The following is a 16,138-nucleotide window of genomic DNA, read 5'->3' on the forward strand; positions in this document are numbered from 1 at the left end:
TTAAGATGCGTATCTGTATTATCGCCGAGGGATCCTATCCTTACGTAACCGGAGGGGTTTCAAGCTGGATTCACTCCTTGATTACGAATATTCCAGAGCACGAATTTGTCATATTCACCATCGGTGCATTCGAGAAGCAGCGAGGGCAATTTAAATATAAGCTGCCTTCCAATGTTGTCGAGGTGAAAGAAATATTTCTTGACGCTTACTTGCGGGAAGCAGGTGAGTGGGGGCATCGCTTTCGCTTGACTGATATTGAGCAGGAGTCGTTCCAATCCTTGCTTGGCGGCGGCGGCCGATTGGAGTGGGCAGAGCTCTTTAATTTGCTGCGAACGAAGAAGTTTCGTGTTGCCTCTGATTTTCTCATGAGCAAGGATTATTTTGATTTGTTGGTGTCTTTATGCAATGAACGCTATCCCCAGATTCCATTTACGGAAATGTTCTGGACGGTTCGCTCGATGGTTCTTCCGTTGTTTCTATCCATTCGACATGAAATTCCGAAAGCAGATCTGTATCACAGTGTCTCCACGGGATATGCGGGAGTGATTGGAGCTTTAGCCAAGCATCTTTACGATAAACCCTACTTGGTAACTGAGCATGGAATTTACTCTCGCGAGCGTGAAGAGGAAATAATTAAAGCTGGATGGGTAAAGGGTTATTTTAAAGACCTATGGATTGAATACTTTTACCGACTTTCAGAGTGCGCTTATGCCAGTGCCAATGAGGTTATTACTTTATTTAACCGTAATCGTGAAATTGAAATTGAACTGGGGTGCAACCCAGAGAAAATTACAATCATACCGAATGGCGTTAATCTAGCAGACTATGAAGAAGTTGTGTTGGAGAAAAGGCCGGATGATTCCATTGTGCGTATAGGCGCAATCGTTCGTGTGGTGCCCATCAAAGATATCAAGACAATGATTCAAAGCTTTGCGCTTGTTAAACGGGAAGTACCGCATGCTGAGTTGTATATTATGGGACCTTCGGAAGAAGATGAAGAATACCTGACAGAATGTCAACAACTCGTGGATACGCTGCAAGTGGAAGGTGTCATTTTTACAGGGGAAGTTCGAATTAAAGAATATTTAGGACGAATGGATATTCTGGTCTTGTCCAGTGTAAGCGAAGGAATGCCATTGGCAATTCTGGAAGGAATGGCTAGCGCTAAACCGTTTGTCGCAACGGATGTGGGAAGTTGTCGCGAGCTGCTTTACGGCAGGGATGACGACATAGGTCCGGCGGGAATCGTCGTTCCCGTGATGCATTATGATCAGATGGCCACAGCTCTCATCAAGCTTTGTAAGAACAAAAAGCTGCGGGAGGATATGGGAAGAAACGGACTGGAGCGGGCTGGAAAGCACTATACCCGGAAGCAGTTTATTGAAGGTTATCAGGTGCTGTATGACTCGTATCGGGAGGTGAACGCATGGCGGGTATAGGATTTGAGTTAAGGAGATTATTCGGACAACAGGGGCTATTAAATAGCTTTAGAGCTTACGCATATTCATCAATGACGACGGTAGGTCCGATGATTTTGTGCATGAGCACCATTGTCTTTATGCAGAGGTTCATGATTTCGGCAGAGTCTCCTTACTTGGAACGACAGCTTTTCCTCGCGACGGTCGTTTATTGCTTCATTTTTTCAGTGCTCATTACCGGAGGGTTATCGATGATCGTGACCCGCTATATTTCGGATATGATCTATTTGAAAAAATACGAGCATTTGCTTTCTTCCTACTATGGAGCAGTTGCAGTTGCATTGCCAATCGGTTCATTAGTTGCATGGTTGTTTTTAAGGAAAGTATCATCCGGAATCGGCTACAAAGCTGCTGCCTTTCTGTTCTTCTCTGAATTAATCATTATCTGGCTGCAGTCGGTACATCTTTCTGCGCTAAAGGATTACAAACGGATTGTAAGAAACTTTTGTTATGGTGTTGTCATAGCTATTCTGGGCTCGTGGCTGCTTCTGAAATATACACCGTATAAGAGCGCTGCAGCAGTACTTACTATGATGGATATCGGCTTCATGCTCATTGTGCTGCTGACCGCCTACCATTTCGAACAAAAATTCCCGCGGAAATCCAGTCGCGTTTATTTTGACTTCTTCACTTATTTCAGTAAATATCCATCCCTATTCTTTATCGGTACCTTTTTTTATTCTGGCGTATATGTACATAGTTTCGTTTATTGGTTCAGTCCATATAACGAACTGATCGGAGGAAAGTATGTCATTTCTCCCTTCTATGATTTGCCGGTCTTTTACGCGTATTTAACGGTAGTACCGACACTAGTTACATTTGTTGTATCTGTGGAAACATCTTTTTTTGATAAATTTCGCGGATATTATGATAAAATTTTAAATGGGGGCACACTGCTGGAAATTACACGTGCCAAAGCGGATATGCAGCGAACTTTGATGCAAGAGGTTAGTTTTATGATGGAGGTGCAGCTATTGTTTACTGTCGTGTCACTGGCTTTAGGCATTAAACTACTCCCCATGCTCGGATTTTCCATCGCACAGCTCTATACGTTTAATACGCTCGTGTTAGGTTACTTTGTGTTCATTATGTCTTTTATTATTATGCTGATTATGTTGTATTTTGACGATCGAAAAGGAGTGCTTGCAGTTAGCAGTTTGTTTGTCGTATTAAATGCGGGATTCACCTATTGGTCGATGACTGTAGAATATCACGGTCTTGGCATTTTCATAGCAGCCTTCATCACACTGCTTTGTGCGTTAGCTCGTCTGATTGTGTATGTAAGAAACATAGATTACTATACGTTTTGTGCACAACCGATCACGGTTCAAAAGCGAGTGTCTTTGTGGGGGCGTATTAGAGGGAAATCTATGGTTGCTACGATGCTACTTGCCACAGCGATTCTCCTTACTGCCTGCTCAGAGGAAGTGGCGAAGGAATCTAGCGCAGAAATACAGGCAACACCGCCAAACACGGCTCCGTTTGCGGCTAATAATAAGTTGGTTGAAGATAAGCGGCTCTATCAGCAGGATAATGATAAGTCCGTAGATACGCTTTACTTGACCATCTTGCCAGATAAGAGCGGCAAAGGAAATCCACTTTCCTGGTATGCAATGAATCGGATTAGTAGCCTAATGGAAGACGGAGATCTTAAAGTCATCGTTCAGGAAGGCGCACAAGACGGAAGTGGTCCTAAATCCGGTATGTTTGGGTATGGGAGCACAGAAAGCAATGGGAAAATTAGTTTGCGAGGTAATACGGCTCGATATGCAGCTCAACGCTCTTATAAGATTCGTTTGGAGGATCAAGCAGGCTTATGGCATGACCAACGGACGTTGAACCTTAACAAACACATTCTGGATAGCACGAGAATACGTAATAAACTAAGTTTCGATATTTTTGAGACCTTACCTAATATGACAAGTTTGAGGACTCAATTCGTGCATCTATACGTAAAAGATCTGTCTGAAGGAAAGGGAAAAACATTCGAGGATTATGGTTTGTTTACTCATATTGAACAACCTAATGAAAAGTTCTTGAAGAGTCATTGGTTGGACCCAAATGGTCAATTGTACAAAGCGGTCATGTTCGAGTTTTACCGGTACCCAGATGAACTCAAGTCAATGTCTGACCCGGCATATAACAAAGCAGCATTTGAGAAGCACCTAGAGATAAATGGATATGAAGATCATGACAAGCTTCTGGCGATGCTCGATGAAGTGAACAATATGACAATTCCTATTGATGAAGTTTTCGCCAAGCATTTTGATCTCGACAATTACCTGACTTTTCTTGCCTCGAACATCCTGATGGATAATATGGATACGGATGCACATAATTTCTTCTTATATTCCCCCTTGAATTCTAATAAATGGTATTTTCTACCGTGGGACTATGACGGAGGATGGGAGCTTCAACGCGAGGAGGGAAGTATTAGTCCGTATAATGATGGAATCAGTACTTATTGGGGAAGTGTGCTGCACAATAGGTTTTTCCGTAGCGAGAAAAACGTCCAATTGCTGAAAGATAAAATTGACGAACTATATGTAGTGATTAACAAGGAGACAGTTGCTTCACAAATGCAAACATATCGTGGCATTGTCGAGCCATTTATACAGAAAGTACCAGATATTAACTTTCTACCGATTCAACTTGACAAGCTCAATGATGAATTCAAGAGGATAGAGGGCGTACCGCTTAGATCACTTGAGCGCTTTAATGCAGATGTACAAAAGCCGAAGCCATTTTATATGGGGGATTTAATTCATGAAAACGACAAATATAGGTTTGAATGGGATCCATCCTTTGATCTCCAAGGGGACGATTTGACTTATGATTGGACACTAGCTAAAGATCCGGATTTTAAGGATATTGTAGAGCAACGAACGAAAATAAAAGAAACTAGTGTTGAATTAAATACTTTGAAACCCGGAGATTATTACTGGAAAGTAATTGTGAAAGACGAGTTTGGACACCAGCAAGTTGCATTTGAATTACAATCGGTTGATGGTAAGCCCTACTACGGTGTTAGAGCTATAAAGGTGGAGTAAACGTGCAATTTCTCGGGAAAAAACTGCGGCATGAACTTAAATATTATATACACCCATACGAATATGTAACGCTGCGTCAACGGCTTGCTGCAATGCTTCAATTGGACGGTAATTCCGATGACAAGGATGGGTACGGCATCCGCAGCTTATATTTCGACGGACCGCAGGATCATTCACTTTATGATAAAGTGAACGGCATTTTTGGAAGACAAAAATATCGCATTCGTATTTATAATGGCGGCGACCAGACGATTAAGCTGGAAAGAAAAAGCAAGTACGGCGACTATGTGTGCAAAGAAGCCGTCCAGCTGAGTAGAGAAGAATATGATCAGTTATTAAAGGGTGATATATCCTTTCTGTTAGGGCAAGATCATCAATTGATTAAGGATTTCTACAGAGCGCTGAGTGGCGGGTATCAACCAGCTGCTATTGTCGATTATGTTCGTGAGGCCTATGTGTATGAGTTAGGTGATGTTCGTATTACATTTGATAAAATGTTATCAGCGGGTGTTAATACACATGATTTGTTCGACCCCAATCTGGTCCTGACAGAAGCGCTTGATTCAACTAGAACTATTATGGAGATTAAGTACAACGACTTTCTCCCGGAAGCAATCCGACTAATCGTACGTCCGGATGCTCATAATCGTTCCAGTATTTCCAAATATGTTATTTGCCGTGAGTTGGGTTATCGGCATTTTAGACCTTAATCGTTCAAAGGGAAAGGGGGAGAAAAGATGGGAGATTCGCTCAATTTCCAGGATGTCGTCAAAAAGAGTATTGTCCATTTGGAGGCATTTCGTAATATTTCATACATTGATATATTGCTGGGGTTAGCTGTATCATTCGGAATCGGTATGTTTATCTATTATATCTATCGTAAAACGTTTCGTGGAGTCGTCTACAGCTATAACTATAACGTTACTTTTGTCCTGATGAGCATGATCACGACACTCATTATTATGACGATCAGCACAAACATTGTCTTATCACTTGGCATGGTCGGAGCACTCAGTATCGTGAGATTTCGAACAGCGGTGAAAGATCCACTGGATATCGTCTATATGTTCTGGGCGATTTCGGTAGGGATCGCCACGGGAGCGAAGCTCTATCCGGTCTCATTGCTCGGTTCTTTGGCAATTGGGGCAGCACTTCTATTTTTGTCCAGACGTAAAATAAGAGAACAGCCCTACCTATTGATCATTCGTCATACAGACGATTCCATAGGCGAGCTGCGCATAAGATTAAGACAGATGAATTATCAGGTGAAATCGAAGACGGTCCGCAAGAACTTTACGGAGTTGACACTGGAGATGCGTCTTCGTGATGATAACACAGCTTTTGTAAATGAGTTGTCTCAAATTGAAGGCGTTCAAGATGTATCTCTTATTAATTATACGGGTGACTACGCCCAATAACGTGAGAAATACGCTATCTCCTAAGCGCTAATTGCTGACGATCTGAATGGTTCGCGTTGCATGCTCCCAGATTACAGCTGCGCCTAGCGCTTCTCCAACAAAGCGAAGCGGAACGTACATGCTGCCTTCAATAAGGATAGGAGGGGCATCGATCTGAATCTTTTTACCGTTCAATTGGGCATTGTCACTGTTTAGAGTAAGTGTTATCGTACGGCTTCCTTTGACCGCTGTGACAGACATCGTTTCTTCATCCCAGTTGACCTTCGTCTGCATGGCCTCGAATATGGAACGCAGGGGAACGAAGGTACGGTCGTTTACAATTTGAGGACGTTGCGTAAAAAAGCGCTCTTTGCCATCAATGATGAGGCGAGGGGCGTTTGTTTGTTCTTGGATAGCAAAGATGCCAAGATCTGGTGACGTGCAGAAGGCATCTCCGGACTGTGCGGCCTTGCAGACGAACTGCTTGTCTTCTGCGTGCAGAATTAACTTGTAGCGTTCTTTCCCGTTATGATCGAGCGAATACCAACTGCCATTGTTATCCTGAAAATAGAGATGCTCGGCCGCATCAAATTGAAGCGTTTCTGGACGAATTTGATGTGTTTCGGGAAGCGAGTAGGTCCAGTCCTCTTTGGTATTTTCGAGTAGAGTCAAGCTGCGTTCAGTTACTTGTAAATTAGGCCAAACGGAAGAGCTCGCAGGGGCGGGGAGATTGACGCTTGGCTTAACGACTTGCCTTTCACCACTTGGAAGGACAGATTTCCATTGATTGTTGGATCGATAAAATGCCGTGCTATCCTTTGAGATGAAAAGTTGTTGAGGGGAAGCTTCTTGTAATCGCCAAGTGACCTCAAATTGCTCTGCACCATGAAGTGTGGCGGTAACAGGCGCATTGGTAGGTGCAATTTGCGAACGGAACTGTAGTAGTTCAATCTCTTGACTAGAGCTTTCTGAGAGGGAATCCGCCCCAAGCAGGATGATGACAGAGAGTGATGTAATAAAGGGAATCCAACGCATAAGCTCATCCTTTTCGAAGGGAAATTAAATATAGCAAAGTATACCAAATTCTATTCTCTCATCATATCAAGAATTCTAGCTCATTTAAACCTATTAACACGAAAAAGTATAGAGAATTCAAGGATTAAACACTTGTGAAAAAACAAAAAACCGCTGGAAGGATCCAGCGGCTGCAAGTATGAGGTTGGATATTCTACAACGAACTGATTAGTACGATCCGTCGCCTTCTTCTAAGTTAAACTGCCAGAGAATGCCGAACTTGTCCTCAACTTGACCGTATAATTTACTCCAGTCCGTTGCTTGCAGCTCCATAGCTACTTTGCCGCCAACTTTCAACTTATGAAATACATTTTTAATTTCTTCTTCGTTGGAGCTGACATATGAAAGACTGATGTTGTTCCCTACAACGTATGGCATACCTGGGAACGTGTCGGAAAACATCAGAGGGCTTCCGTTAATATCCAGGCGAGCATGCATAACACCATTTTTAGCTTCTTCAGGAAGCGGGTAATCAGGATTTTGTGGCATATCGCCAAATGAGATGATTTTTGGAGTTGGCAAGTTAAAAGCTTCTGCGTAGAAATTTACTACTTCGCGTGTGTTTCCTGGGAAATTTAAATAAGCATTTACTGACATAGCCATTCTCCTCTTATAGTGAAATTGGTCAATCCCCTATATTCTACCATTGGTCTTGAAGAAAATCCAACTGCTTCTATTCAATTAGGCCAAGAAGCAGAGTTTGAAGCTGGCTTCGTCCTTCAGGGGATAAAGAATGAAGGATCTGTTCAGATGCATGGCTCATAGCAGACCGAGCTTTGGCAATTAATGGGGGGGCTTCATCCGTCAATTGGAGGAAGGTTGCTCGCCGGTCATCGGGGTCCGTGGTGCGAATGAGGAGGTTCTCTTGCTCAAGCGCATCCACAAATTGTGTGACAGTACGTGCTTTTATCCCTAGTTTCGAAGCAAGATCTGACATTCGTATACTGCCTGCCTCTTCAATCGCAATGAGTACCCGTACGCGCGGCCCCGTTAAATAGGACGGGATACCGAGCAAAGACAAGTGCTCCTCAAATTGTGTGTGGAGACGATGTGTGGTACGTATTAAAAGTTGTAAGACATCACCAGCGGATGGGGTAGATGTAGGTTTCATAGTCCTCCTTGACAGTCGCAAAAGTACTGAGTATACTCAGTATAAATCGAATTACTGAGTATACACATTAACTATAGCATAGATGATTTGAAAAGAGGAGAGGACCACAATGATAGATAACAATGTGATGAATAGGGGCAATAATCTGATGCGTGCTATACGATACCATGCATTTGGGGAAGCTGAAGTTCTGCAAGTTGAACAAATTCCGATCCCACAGCCTCAGCCTGGAGAGGTACTAGTTCGCGTTTATGCGGCTGGTGTTCTTCCCGTCGACTGGAAAATACGCAGAGGGCTGTTTCCGATGCCCGTCCAATTCCCGCATGTCCCAGGGACTGCGTTCTCAGGTGTTGTGGAAGCTATTGGTGATGGTGTGTCCAATTGGCACATTGGACAGTCTGTGTATGGGCGCAGCACGAAGGGAACCTACGCGGAGTATACGACCGCGCCTGAGGATGCAATTGCGCTTAAACCAGCTTCGATCAGCTATGAAGAAGCGGCGTCATTATCTGGAGGAGCCACCACTGCGTGGCGCGCAATTGTCTCGGAAGGCCAAGTGAAGCCGAACGAGCGCGTTCTGATCCACGGCGCTGCTGGCGGCGTGGGCTTGTTCGCAGTGCAATTCGCGAAACAACTCGGTGCAGAGGTCATTGCAACGGCGGGGCCGACGAATGTGGCCTATGTAGCATCATTAGGGGCAGACAAAGTAATTGATTATACGTCTGAACGGTTTGAAGAGATCGTTACAGATGTCGATTTCGTCCTTGATACGGTTGGCGGAGAGACACTAACGCGAACTTGGTCTGTGATGAAGCAAGGTGGACGATTAGCTTCCATTGCTGGCCAACCACCGATGGAGAAGGCCAAACAGCACGACATAACCTTGATACGTCCTGGCGTCGCCACGAAAGAGGATTTAATTGCGATTGCTGAGCTTATCGAAGAAGGAAAGCTTACAATTAACATCGAGCAAATCTTCGCCTTGGAAGATGTGCGTCAAGCTCATGTAAAGAGCCAAACTGGACATGGACGCGGTCGCATAGTGCTGCGTGTAATCGATTAGGCAGCTAATGTTGTAATGAGAAGCCGGGTAGCACGGAATCAGTTCTGCGCATGCGGGCTTCCGAAATCATACAATCGTGCGGTTGATTTAAGAAAAGTCAGCATTTTTACGTATTCACAAATAAGTGATTGTCCTATTTACTCCTAAGCATCGATAATGATTATCAGTATCATCTAGGGGGGATATGTTATGATTCAAGCAAGAAAATTAATTAGTTACACAGCGGTATTACTCGTGTCTTCGTTATTTCTAGCCGGCTGTGGTGCCGGTACCGATACGAAAAGCGCAGTGGCGCCTGCAAACACAGCGCAAGCAACGCAGACAGCAGCTGCAAAAGCACCGCAGGAGCGTATCCTGAAGGATGCAATGGGCCATGAAGTGAAAATTCCTGGCGAGGTTAAGCGCGTGCTTGCACCATTCCTTGAAGACGGATTAACGGCAATTGGCATTAAGCCTGTCGCACAATGGTCTGCAGCTGGCGAGCCACAGCAGTATTTGCAAAATGTGTTGAACGGAGTGCCTGTCCTGGACATGATGGGTGGACTCAAACCCGAGCAAGCATTAAGTCATAATCCTGATCTCATTATTCTAGCTGCACCAACCTATATGAAAAATGGCACGTATGAGGATTTCTCCAAAATTGCTCCAACTTTCGTGCTATCCAATGATGAGAATGACTGGCGCGGGAATGTTGCCAAAATAGGCGAGGTGCTTGGTAAAACAAAGGAAGCTGAGCAAGCGATTAAGAAATATGATGAGAAGCTTGCTGGTTCCAAAGATAAGATTCGTGCAGCTGTAGGAGATAAATCAGCCGTATTATTCCAATCAGCCAATGAAAAAGGGTTTAAATTATTCGGTTCGAATTTCTATAGTGGAAAGCTATTGTATCAAGGCTTTGGATTCAAACAGCCCAAATTGTTAAAGGGAGATTATGATACTTACTCCTTGGAAACGCTGGCTCAGCTTGATGATGTTGATTACATTTTTGTTCTCTCAGGCAAAGGCCGTGCGAAGCCTCCTGTGGATAATCCGCTATGGCAGCAATTGCCCGCGGTTAAGCAAGGTCATGTGTATGAGGTGGATTCCGGTCACTGGTTCAATCAAAACGTGATCGCCAATCAATTAATTATCGATGATATACTACGTTGTCTAGTGAAATAGGTCGTGTGAGGACGGGGGATTCCCTCGTCCTTTCCGTGTTGAAATCAGGTATAGGAGCGACATGTAGACAATGAAAAAAGAGAGCATTCAGCCGGAGTTGGAACACGAGAACCCATTTACAACAATGTGGTATAAACTTATAGCGATTGAACGAATATTGGCGAAGGATCTGCAATTCCCTGTTGAACGAGATTTTATTAAAGCGGATTCTTTGATGTTAGTCATTTCGGATACGACGGAAGGCCGACTGATTATTAATGGTTAGTATTCCCCGCTACGACCCGGTACAGTATTCATTTGCAGATCAGGTCAACTGATTGAATTGGGATTGCCCAAAGGTGAGGAGCATGGCGTTTACTTGCTTCGGTTTCAAGCAGCAGTCATTCAACAAATGGAGGCCGATGAAGCCAATATCCAGCCAGTGAATACGTTCCCTGGTGAAGGGGAGGCCATCCATCTTGCAGTTTCAACCGTACTACCGCTGGTTAAGATGATCTCCTCACATTGGGAGCAAGGGACGATTGCGGATCGCTTCCGGGCTGAGGCGGGATTCTATGAATTGCTTAGTCTTATCTTGCAAAATGAAGAGCACAGAACAGCGATCGCTTTGGAATACGTGAAATTCATGCTCGAGCGTGATTATACAGAAGAAATTACGATTGATGGCCTGGCAGCAAGGGCCGGTTTAAGTCGGTTCCATTTCATGCGGTTGTTTAAAGAGAAATTTGGTAAAGGTGTCATCGAATACGTGACCGAATTACGCTTAAGTAAATCGAAAGAGCTTATGCGTGAAAGCCCGAATGCCTCCATAAGGGACATCGCTTTCCAAGTCGGTTATAAAAATGAGATTTATTTCAGTAATAATTTCAAGAAGCATATGGGGATGGCACCAGCCGTTTATTTGAAAAATACGAAAATGAAGGTAGCAGCTTACAGTTGGGTGAACATCGGTCAATTGCTGGCTCTCCAAATTATCCCGTACGCAGCGCCTATGGATCATTATTGGACTGACTTTTATCGGAATAAGTATTCCTATGATGTAGCTGTGCCATTAAGTCATCATTACGAGTTTAATCTTGCAGCTTTACAACAATCCAGTCCGGATTATATTGTGGGGATTGATGCTTGGGTTCCTAAAGTGGAGCAAAAGAAGCTGGCCGAAGTTGCCCCGACCTTGTTTTTGCCTTGGGATACCAATTGGCGCGAGCATCTGATTCGGATCGGTGAATTCGTAGGTAAGGCGCGTGAAGCTGAGAAATGGCTGCAAAGCTACGACCTTAAAGCAGCTGGTATAAGAGAGACTGTCAAGATGGCGTTGAAGGCAGATAAAGTGTTAGTCTTACTGATTCATCACAAGGAAATATTGGTGTGGGGGCGGCTCGCTGGTACCGTTTTGTATGATGATCTGCAGCTGAAACCTGCGAATCACTTAAACAATATTCAATGGACGAAGTCCGTGCAATTATCTGAGTTGGCCGAATTTGAGGCTGATCATTTGATTGTGAATATTTGCAAAGATCCGATTTCTAACGCGACTTGGACAGATGTGGCTAGACATGCGGAATGGCGCAGTTTAGCGGCTGTGAGGATGGGGCAGATCCATATGACCCCTGGTTATGCTGGTTGGGAATCACCTTGGAATGAACATACGGCTTTCAATCATGAGCGCTTACTGCATCAGATTGCGCAAATCATTCATCCGGCAACCTAATCGTTGCTGGATTTTATTTTGATTCTATTCGAATCCCTGAAATCATGATAGAATTACTGGAAATTGGAAGAGTCAGTGGGTGAAGTTATGAAAAAATTGATTTTAATCACGATCATTGCCAGCATTTTTTTTACGCTGTCTTTTTCTTTATACTATTTGCTCAAGATTTATCAAAGCGATTTGGGTATGACAAGTGCTGTGGAACCGATGGCGCATGAACATTCAGAGCGGATCGTAATCATTTCACAAGAACAAGGCAGCTTCATGATGAATGAAATTCAAAAAGGCGCCCGAAAGGCTGCCGAAGAACATAACATCCAAATCGATTTCTGGGGTGTGTATCGTTCGAACCTGGAAGGTTTGATTAAGCAGATTGATATTGCAATCGCTTCCAAAGCGAGTGGGATCGTCGTGGAAGGCGTAGATCATCCGGATTTCGATCTGATGGTGAAAAAGGCGACGGAGAAAGGGATACCGATCATCACCATTAACTCCGATGCACCGCGCAGCTTGCGTAAGTCCTATATTGGTTCGGACCATTATCAAGAAGGGATCATAATGGGGGAGTACATTGCCACTCAGCTGAAAGGTAAAGGCGTAGTTGGTGTTATTATGAATTTGTCATCTCCTTTAACCGATGATTTACGGCTCAAAGGTCTGAACGAGGTGTTCAAAAAATACGAAGGAATAAGACTCGTTGTCGCGACCGACGATCCTGAAATGGCACAGCCGAAAATGCAAACCAATGATATTTTGAATCATAATCCAAATGTTAGCGCTTTCATTGGACTCTCAACAGAATCAGGCGAGAGTATCAATCAAGCGACACATTCGCGTTCGCGGACCAAAGAATATCCAATTTTCCTATTTGATGATTCCCCGCAAACCGTGATGCTCATCAAAAATGGACAGGTGAAAGCGGGGCTATCGCAGCACTATGAAGAAATGGGCATTTTGAGCGTAAATCTGATGAAACGTTGGTTAGATGCTGCACAGCTGCCATTGGAGAAAAGCTACTTCACACCCATCAGTGTGGTGACTTCATCTGGAGAAGAGGAGACAGCCCTTGAAAACCATTCGAAGTAAAATGATGATGCTGTCGATCCTGATCTGGGTCATTATGGCGATTATTTGGCTCTCCATGAGCATTTATAATCAGCGGACCGTCGAAAAGTATAACGAGATTCTGCAGCGTTATATGCAAATGAACCAAGCTTCGCAATTAAGTCAGCAATCCTTAACGACCTTGAATAAATATCGCATGACACCAACGCTAGAAAGCTTGAATCAATATGTCTCCGACAACAGCAGCCTGTTGCGAACAAAGGAAGAGATGAATTGGCTGCGAAATTTGAGCAACACGATGCTGCTCGACAATTTGCAAAACATGCTGGAAAGTCAATCAGAAGCGATGGATCTAGCTGTTCGTTTTCAAAAGGATAATGATGAAGAGAATGCTGCGAAACAGTTTGATGAGGCATCCAACATTTCCAAATATATCTCTGAGACAACACTAACGCTAATCAGCGGTGAGCAGAATACCTATGATGCCTTCTACAGAAAAATTATCAAGCGCAGTGAAAATATTAAAAAAATGGGCCTTTGGACATTGGCGCTAGTATCCTTGCTGCTCCTGCTGTTTTCATACAGATTCGTCAATAGTGTCACGCAGCCTTTATTAAAATTAACGCTGTCAGCGCGCGAATTGTCCCGAGGGAATTTCAAAAATCCAATTGAGATGGGCAATAACGATGAAATGGCGTTTTTGGCTAAAACGTTGGATAGTATGCGATTGAAAATTGGTCATTTTATCGATGATATCCAGAGTAAAGCGCAATTGGAATATGACTTGCATCGTCATAAACTCATGTTGAAAGAAAGTGAATTAAAGAGCTTACAGAGTCAGATTAATCCGCATTTTCTTTTTAACACGTTAAATATGCTGTCTAAGGAAGCTTATTTGGCAGGCGCAGGCAAAACAAGCGAATTAATTAGCTCTGTCGCCGGTATGCTTAGATATAATCTCCGTAAGTTGGATAGTCGCGTGTCATTAAAGGATGAGCTTGAGGTTCTCGAAGAGTATTTAACGATTCAAAAGGCCCGATTTGGCGATCGGCTGCATGTTGTAAGAGAAATTGATGAGGAAGCTCTCGGCATTGAGCTCCCTATTTTAATTCTGCAACCACTTGCAGAGAATGCGTTTATTTATGCGATTGAACCGGCTGAAGAAGGCGGAACCTTAACGATTCGAGTAAAACAAGAAGTAAATCACATCATTGTGCAGGTACAGGATACGGGACAAGGCATGGATGAAGATCAGTTGAATAGGCTATTATCACATACAGAAAATTCGGTTTATAAAGGACATTCCACAGGAATTGGCATATGGAATGTGATTCATCGATTACAGCTTTTCTATGGGGTTGAAGAGATCATAGAGATAGAATCCCATCTAGGAGCTGGCACTTGTATTACATTGAAGCTGCCGAGGGGGCAAGTAGTATGATTCGTTTGTTAATCGTGGATGATGAACCAATTGAGCGGATTGCGTTGCAAAGAATGATTGAAGAGGGCTCACCAGACGTAGAGGTCGTAGGCCAAGCATCGAATGGAAGAGAAGCCATTGAAGCAGCAGCTCGGTTGCAGCCAGACCTGATTACCATGGATATTAAAATGCCAGGCATTAATGGACTACAAGCGATAGAGAAGATTAGGGAGTCCAACAAGGCGATCAAGTTCATCGTTGTTACGGCATTTGATACGTTTGAATTTGCCCAACAAGCAATTAAATTAGGTGTGTATGACTATATGCTGAAGCCGAGCCGAATCTCTGTTGTGCTTGAGACGATTGGCCGAGTAGCGGGCGAGATTAAGCTTGTTCAACAAGAACTGGCGAACCGAAGTAAGGAGCAGATAAGACTGCAGAAGATGACGCCTCTCGTGGAGGCTGATATCGTGGAGCAGCTGTTATTTGACTATGTACAATCCGCGTCACTTAACGAGATGATTGATTTAATAGGGCTTCCAACAGGGCGAGAGGGCTTCGTGATGACCTTACATTTCGCATATGCTTCTGCAGAGTCGGAGCAGTTTCGTGATTTGGAAGAGGTCTATATGCAATTAACGGAGCTGCTCTCAGAGATGTCTAACCCGATTTGGCTGGGCAAAATGTCAGGAAATCAAGTGCCCATCATTGTATTTATGGAGGGCGAATTCTCGTATCGTGCACAGGCAATTGGTGTTGCAAAGAAATGGATCCAAGCGCTGGATTTGAGAAGTGATAATCGTCTATTTATTGGAATCGGTGGCCTGTGTAAAGATGTACGGGATATGCGCAAATCGTATCATGAAGCATTGTTGGCTACGATGGATACTACGCTGCCTGCTCGGTACTGTTTATATGAAAATTTGACACAAGACGATATTCAGGCAATGGGTAGTCGTACCCTTGAGATGGAGAAAAATGTGCTTGAAGAGGTTAGACGCGGTAACCTTGAGACGGCAGGGGATCAGATTGCCAGAATGATTGATGTGTTTGAAGGTGTAGGGCAAGGGGTTACGATGTCGCAGCAACGTATATTTGAAGTGCTGATTATTGTGACTCGGATGCTGCAGGAAATGGGGATGGAGGTCAATACCCCTTATTTCCCCTATGCAACGACAAGTTATATGCAGCTTAAGGCGGAGTCCCGGTTGTTAATCCATAACTTAGTGCAGCTTGGAGATGTTGTTGAAACGGATTTGCTCCAAACATTGAAGCTATACATACAGAAGCATGCACATGAAGATTTGTCATTGGAACGGATTGCTGCCACGGTGGATCGGAATCCTTTTTATGTCAGCAAGCTATTTAAAGAGCATTTCGGGATGAATTATATTGATTTTCTCACGGAATATCGCATTGAAACTGCCAAACAATTGATGCAGGAAACAGATAAAAGTCTTAAAGAAATCACGTTTGAAGTGGGATATAACGATCCGAATTATTTCAGCAGAGTGTTTAAAAAGCTAGTTGGCCATTCGCCGACCGACTATCGGAAAATGTTGATTCGACCGTCGAACAAGAAGCACAGTTAAGCTGATGCTTACGAAA

14 protein-coding genes are annotated in these 16,138 nt (G+C 43.7%); 11 read left to right on the plus strand and 3 right to left on the minus strand.

Annotation, left to right across the window (positions count from 1 at the left end):
* The first annotated feature begins 5 nt into the window (after window positions 1-5).
* From pelF to AC58QO_RS12885, 4 genes are read left to right on the plus strand one after another with little or no spacing between them, the layout of a single operon-like run.
* Entirely contained in the window at window positions 6-1,439 is a 1,434-nt protein-coding gene (gene pelF, locus AC58QO_RS12870; RefSeq protein ID WP_497265962.1) for a GT4 family glycosyltransferase PelF, read from the plus strand.
* The gene (gene pelG, locus AC58QO_RS12875) at window positions 1,427-4,528 is read left to right on the plus strand and encodes an exopolysaccharide Pel transporter PelG (protein ID WP_497265964.1); all 3,102 of its coding nucleotides are present in this window, start codon (window positions 1,427-1,429) and stop codon (window positions 4,526-4,528) included. Before pelF ends, pelG begins: the two co-directional genes overlap by 13 nt.
* A 2-nt stretch (window positions 4,529-4,530) precedes the next feature.
* Window positions 4,531-5,238 (plus strand): polyphosphate polymerase domain-containing protein, encoded by a 708-nt coding sequence (locus AC58QO_RS12880; protein WP_497265966.1) that lies wholly within the window; start codon window positions 4,531-4,533, stop codon window positions 5,236-5,238.
* A gap of 27 nt (window positions 5,239-5,265) precedes the next feature.
* Window positions 5,266-5,946, plus strand: coding sequence for a DUF4956 domain-containing protein (locus tag AC58QO_RS12885; protein WP_497265968.1), 681 nt, complete (start codon window positions 5,266-5,268; stop codon window positions 5,944-5,946).
* 27 nt (window positions 5,947-5,973) lie between these two features.
* Here AC58QO_RS12885 and AC58QO_RS12890 read toward each other — a convergent pair whose 3' ends face one another.
* The 3 genes from AC58QO_RS12890 to AC58QO_RS12900 all read right to left on the minus strand — a co-directional run bounded on the left by AC58QO_RS12890 (window position 5,974) and on the right by AC58QO_RS12900 (window position 8,110).
* Window positions 5,974-6,960: a copper amine oxidase N-terminal domain-containing protein gene (locus AC58QO_RS12890; protein ID WP_497265970.1), complete on the minus strand. Its 987-nt coding sequence runs from the start codon at window positions 6,958-6,960 to the stop codon at window positions 5,974-5,976.
* Between the two features lie 207 nt (window positions 6,961-7,167).
* Complete coding sequence (locus tag AC58QO_RS12895; RefSeq protein ID WP_497265972.1) at window positions 7,168-7,596, minus strand: VOC family protein; 429 nt, start codon at window positions 7,594-7,596, stop codon at window positions 7,168-7,170.
* A gap of 76 nt (window positions 7,597-7,672) precedes the next feature.
* Window positions 7,673-8,110 (minus strand): MarR family winged helix-turn-helix transcriptional regulator, encoded by a 438-nt coding sequence (locus AC58QO_RS12900; protein ID WP_497265974.1) that lies wholly within the window; start codon window positions 8,108-8,110, stop codon window positions 7,673-7,675.
* Window positions 8,111-8,219: 109 nt separating this feature from the next.
* Between AC58QO_RS12900 and AC58QO_RS12905 the strand changes: the two genes are divergently transcribed.
* The 7 genes from AC58QO_RS12905 (at window position 8,220) to AC58QO_RS12935 (ending at window position 16,122) form a co-directional block, all read left to right on the plus strand.
* The gene (locus tag AC58QO_RS12905) at window positions 8,220-9,173 is read left to right on the plus strand and encodes an NADP-dependent oxidoreductase (protein ID WP_497265976.1); all 954 of its coding nucleotides are present in this window, start codon (window positions 8,220-8,222) and stop codon (window positions 9,171-9,173) included.
* A 189-nt stretch (window positions 9,174-9,362) separates the two neighbouring features.
* Window positions 9,363-10,334 (plus strand): ABC transporter substrate-binding protein, encoded by a 972-nt coding sequence (locus AC58QO_RS12910; RefSeq protein ID WP_497265977.1) that lies wholly within the window; start codon window positions 9,363-9,365, stop codon window positions 10,332-10,334.
* A 70-nt stretch (window positions 10,335-10,404) separates the two neighbouring features.
* On the plus strand, window positions 10,405-10,599 hold the full coding sequence (locus AC58QO_RS12915) for a hypothetical protein (RefSeq protein ID WP_497265979.1): 195 nt from the start codon (window positions 10,405-10,407) through the stop codon (window positions 10,597-10,599).
* A 93-nt stretch (window positions 10,600-10,692) separates the two neighbouring features.
* Window positions 10,693-12,045 (plus strand): helix-turn-helix domain-containing protein, encoded by a 1,353-nt coding sequence (locus AC58QO_RS12920; protein WP_497265981.1) that lies wholly within the window; start codon window positions 10,693-10,695, stop codon window positions 12,043-12,045.
* 87 nt (window positions 12,046-12,132) lie between these two features.
* Complete coding sequence (locus AC58QO_RS12925; protein WP_497265983.1) at window positions 12,133-13,131, plus strand: substrate-binding domain-containing protein; 999 nt, start codon at window positions 12,133-12,135, stop codon at window positions 13,129-13,131.
* A complete protein-coding gene (locus AC58QO_RS12930) occupies window positions 13,112-14,551 on the plus strand; it encodes a sensor histidine kinase (protein ID WP_497265985.1) in 1,440 nt (479 codons plus the stop codon). The genes AC58QO_RS12925 and AC58QO_RS12930 overlap by 20 nt, the downstream gene beginning before the upstream one ends.
* The gene (locus AC58QO_RS12935; protein ID WP_497265987.1) at window positions 14,548-16,122 is read left to right on the plus strand and encodes a response regulator; all 1,575 of its coding nucleotides are present in this window, start codon (window positions 14,548-14,550) and stop codon (window positions 16,120-16,122) included. The genes AC58QO_RS12930 and AC58QO_RS12935 overlap by 4 nt, the downstream gene beginning before the upstream one ends.
* Window positions 16,123-16,138: the final 16 nt, after the last annotated feature.

This window comes from Paenibacillus sp. J31R30, from assembly GCF_059692115.1.

What these genes read in the sequence shown, in the direction of transcription:
- AC58QO_RS12935 (WP_497265987.1), top strand. Translation starts at nt 14,548, where the DNA reads ATGATTCGTTTGTTAATCGTGGATGATGAACCAATTGAGCGGATTGCG.
- AC58QO_RS12890 (WP_497265970.1), bottom strand. Translation starts at nt 6,960, where the DNA reads ATGCGTTGGATTCCCTTTATTACATCACTCTCTGTCATCATCCTGCTT.
- AC58QO_RS12900 (WP_497265974.1), bottom strand. Translation starts at nt 8,110, where the DNA reads ATGAAACCTACATCTACCCCATCCGCTGGTGATGTCTTACAACTTTTA.
- AC58QO_RS12905 (WP_497265976.1), top strand. Translation starts at nt 8,220, where the DNA reads ATGATAGATAACAATGTGATGAATAGGGGCAATAATCTGATGCGTGCT.
- AC58QO_RS12895 (WP_497265972.1), bottom strand. Translation starts at nt 7,596, where the DNA reads ATGTCAGTAAATGCTTATTTAAATTTCCCAGGAAACACACGCGAAGTA.
- pelG (WP_497265964.1), top strand. Translation starts at nt 1,427, where the DNA reads ATGGCGGGTATAGGATTTGAGTTAAGGAGATTATTCGGACAACAGGGG.
- AC58QO_RS12910 (WP_497265977.1), top strand. Translation starts at nt 9,363, where the DNA reads ATGATTCAAGCAAGAAAATTAATTAGTTACACAGCGGTATTACTCGTG.
- AC58QO_RS12885 (WP_497265968.1), top strand. Translation starts at nt 5,266, where the DNA reads ATGGGAGATTCGCTCAATTTCCAGGATGTCGTCAAAAAGAGTATTGTC.
- AC58QO_RS12915 (WP_497265979.1), top strand. Translation starts at nt 10,405, where the DNA reads ATGAAAAAAGAGAGCATTCAGCCGGAGTTGGAACACGAGAACCCATTT.
- pelF (WP_497265962.1), top strand. Translation starts at nt 6, where the DNA reads ATGCGTATCTGTATTATCGCCGAGGGATCCTATCCTTACGTAACCGGA.
- AC58QO_RS12925 (WP_497265983.1), top strand. Translation starts at nt 12,133, where the DNA reads ATGAAAAAATTGATTTTAATCACGATCATTGCCAGCATTTTTTTTACG.